Below are 3,306 nucleotides of genomic sequence, written 5' to 3' on the forward strand. Positions count from 1 at the left end.
TAGACCACCGCATTGACCTTGCCGGCGGCCACCGGATCGATGGCCCGGTTCACCCCGCCCAGGGTCTGGAGCACCTTGGTGGCGGCATTGTCGATTTCCCCGCGCAGCTGCGTCCAGTCGATATCGGAGCGGTTGCGCAGGTCGGCGGCGATCTCGGCGTCGCGGCTGGCGCGGGCCACCAGCTTTTCCAGCGTCGCCTTGCCGAATTCGGCGCTGGTATTGCGCACCAGCTGCACCACCGAGGACGTTTCCCCGTGCTCGGCGATGGCCTCGCCGACGCGCTCGGGCACCTTCATGCGGCTGGCGATCGCGATGCGATGCTCTTCGCTCTGGGTGTTGATGATGTCGATCAGGTCGTCATCGCTGAGCACATTGGAGAATTCGAGCAGCGGCTTGGCCACCTCGATGCTGTCATTGGCCAGCTTGAGCACCACCGTGCCCGGGGCGCGGTCGAGCGGCGCCAGCAGCTTGGCCACATGCATGCGCGCTTCGACCTCGACCAGTTCGGCCAGCTGGCACAGCACTTCGTCATACTGGGCCACCTGCTCGTCGTCGCAATGGTTGGACACGAAGGTGAAAAGCTGCGCCATATTGCGGAAAAGCTGTTCCCGCTCGGAGGTGTCGGCGTCTCCGTTCAAAACCCGGAAACTCGCAAAAGCCCGCAGGCCCTCATCAAGCTCGTTCATCTGCCCATTCTCCCGGCTTCTGCCGTATAACTCCGGTCGGCAGAATGCCTCCACACCTGCTTTCGGCGCCTGAAGGCGGAACGCGGGAATTGAATCAAATTTTAGGGGAATTGGAGAGGATTTGGAGAGGAGGCGCCCCCCTCCCCAGCCCTCCCCACAAGGGGGAGGGTGCAATTTCGTGGTCGGGGCACGATTGTGCCAAGGATACGGAGCCACACCACCCCCTTGATGGGGGAGGCCGGGAGGGGGTGCCCCCCTTAGTTCAGGTCGAACCGGTCCGCGTTCATCACGCGGGTCCAGGCAGCGACGAAGTCGCGGGCGAACTTGCCGCTGCGGTCGGTTTCGGCATAGGCCTCGGCCAGCGCCCGCAATTGCGAATGCGAGCCGAAGATCAGATCGGCGCGGGTAGCGGTCCAGCGGATTTCCCCGCTGGCGCGGTCGCGCCCTTCATAGACGCCGGGCGTGTCGGCCGCCGGCGCCCAGACGGTGCCCATGTCCAGGACATTGACGAAGAAGTCGTTGGTGAGCGTTTCCGGACGGTCGGTGAAAACACCATGCTCGGGCTCGCCCGCGCGCAACACGCGCAATCCACCCACCAGCACCGTCATTTCCGGCGCCGACAGGCCCAGAAGCTGGGCCCGGTCCACCAGCGCCTCCTCGGGCGACAGGCGCTGCCGGCCCGCCGCATAGTTGCGGAAGCCGTCAATAACGGGCTCCAGCGGCGCAAAGGAGGCGGCGTCGGTCTGCTCGGCCGAGGCATCCATGCGGCCCGGCGTGAACGGCACCTCGATCGTAAAGCCGGCGTCGCGCGCCGCCTTCTCGATGCCGACGCCGCCGGCCAGCACGATGAGGTCGGCCAGCGAGACGCGCTTATTGCCCGTCTGGGCGGCGTTGAACTCGCCCTGGATGGCTTCGAGACGCGCCAGGACCTCGGCCAGCTGCGCCGGCTTGTTGACGGCCCAGTCCTTTTGCGGGGCGAGGCGGATGCGCGCGCCATTGGCGCCGCCGCGCATGTCCGAGCCGCGATAGGTCGAGGCCGAAGCCCAGGCGGTGCTCACCAGCTGCGAGACCGACAGGCCCGAGGCCAGGATGGCGCCCTTGAGCACAGCGATATCGGCGGCGTCGACCAGATCGTGGTCGCGGGTCGGGATCGGGTCCTGCCAGATCAGGTCCTCGCTGGGCGCCTCGGGGCCGAGATAGCGGCTCTTGGGGCCCATGTCGCGATGGGTCAGCTTGAACCAGGCGCGGGCAAAAGCGTCGGCAAACTGGTCGGGATTCTCCAGGAACCGCCGGGCGATCTTCTCATAGGCCGGATCGGTGCGCAGCGCGATATCCGAGGTCAGCATGGCCGGGGCCTGGCGACGGTCGGGATCATGGGCATGCGGAACGGTATTGGCCCCCATGCCGTGCTGGGGAATCCACTGCCAGGCGCCGGCCGGGCTCTTGACCAGCTCCCATTCGTAGCCGAACAGGTTCCAGAGGAAATTATTGGTCCAGCGCGTCGGTGCGCTGGTCCAGGTGACTTCCAGGCCGCTGCCGATGGTGTCGCCACCCTTGCCGCTGCCAAAGCTGCTGGCCCAGCCCAGGCCCATCTGCTCGATGGGAGCCGCCTCTGGCTCGGGGCCGACATGGGCGGCGTCGCCCGCGCCATGGGTCTTGCCGAAGGTGTGCCCGCCGGCGATCAGCGCCACGGTCTCTTCGTCGTTCATGGCCATGCGCGCGAAGGTTTCGCGGATGTCTCGGGCCGAGGCCATCGGATCGGGATGGCCGGCGGGGCCTTCGGGATTGACGTAGATGAGGCCCATCTGCACGGCGGCCAGGGGATTGTCGAGCTCGCGCTCGCCGCTATAGCGCTCCTCGTCGGCCAGCCACTTGCCCTCCGAACCCCAATAGATGTCCTGCTCGGGCTCCCAGGTATCGGCGCGCCCGCCGGCAAAGCCGAAGGTCGAAAAGCCCATGCTCTCCAGCGCGACATTGCCGGCCAGGATCATCAGGTCGGCCCAGGAGATATTGGCGCCATATTTGCGCTTGATCGGCCAGAGCAGGCGCCGGGCCTTGTCGAGATTGACGTTATCGGGCCAGGAATTGAGCGGGGCGAAGCGCTGCTGGCCGCCCCCGCCGCCGCCGCGCCCGTCGGCAATGCGATATGTGCCGGCGCTATGCCAGGCCATGCGCACGAAGAAGGGGCCGTAATGGCCGAAATCGGCCGGCCACCAATCCTGCGACTGCGTCATCAGCGCGGTCAGGTCGGCCTTGATCGCGTCCAGGTCGAGCGCCTTGAAGGCCTCGGCATAGTCGAAATCGTCGCCCATCGGATTGGCGCGGGCCGAATGCTGGTGCAGGACCGAAAGGTCGAGCATGTTGGGCCACCATTCCCGGTTGCCCTGGCGGGCCTTGGGACGCGCCGAACCGCCATGGTCCACCGGGCACTTGCCGGCGGTCTCAGGCTGGGTATCGGGCAAAATCTTGTCGTTCATGGAAAGGCTCCTCTTGCTGCTGGCCGTTGTATAGGCAAGGGAAAACCATTAGACCAATCGATAATTCTTGGTCTTTCGATAGGAAAAACTAATCGTGCCCATTTCGCTCCGCCAGATGCGCTATGCGCTGGCCGTGGCCCGCA

At 66.0% G+C, this 3,306-nt stretch carries 2 protein-coding genes; both read right to left on the minus strand.

Annotation, left to right across the window (positions count from 1 at the left end; all coding sequences use genetic code 11):
* The coding region (locus VDP82_RS16100; protein ID WP_323015845.1) for a DUF2336 domain-containing protein at positions 1-686 on the minus strand (686 nt) is incomplete at its 3' end.
* A 257-nt stretch (positions 687-943) separates the two neighbouring features.
* Positions 944-3,163 (minus strand): catalase/peroxidase HPI, encoded by a 2,220-nt coding sequence (katG, locus tag VDP82_RS16105; RefSeq protein ID WP_323015846.1) that lies wholly within the window; start codon positions 3,161-3,163, stop codon positions 944-946.
* Between the last annotated feature and the right edge of the window lie 143 nt (positions 3,164-3,306).

Origin of the sequence: Devosia sp. (assembly GCF_034675085.1) — a bacterium.
GTDB lineage: Bacteria > Pseudomonadota > Alphaproteobacteria > Rhizobiales > Devosiaceae > Devosia.

Bases quoted from the DNA above. Each gene is read 5' to 3' on its own strand.
- katG (WP_323015846.1), bottom strand. From the start codon at position 3,163: ATGAACGACAAGATTTTGCCCGATACCCAGCCTGAGACCGCCGGCAAG.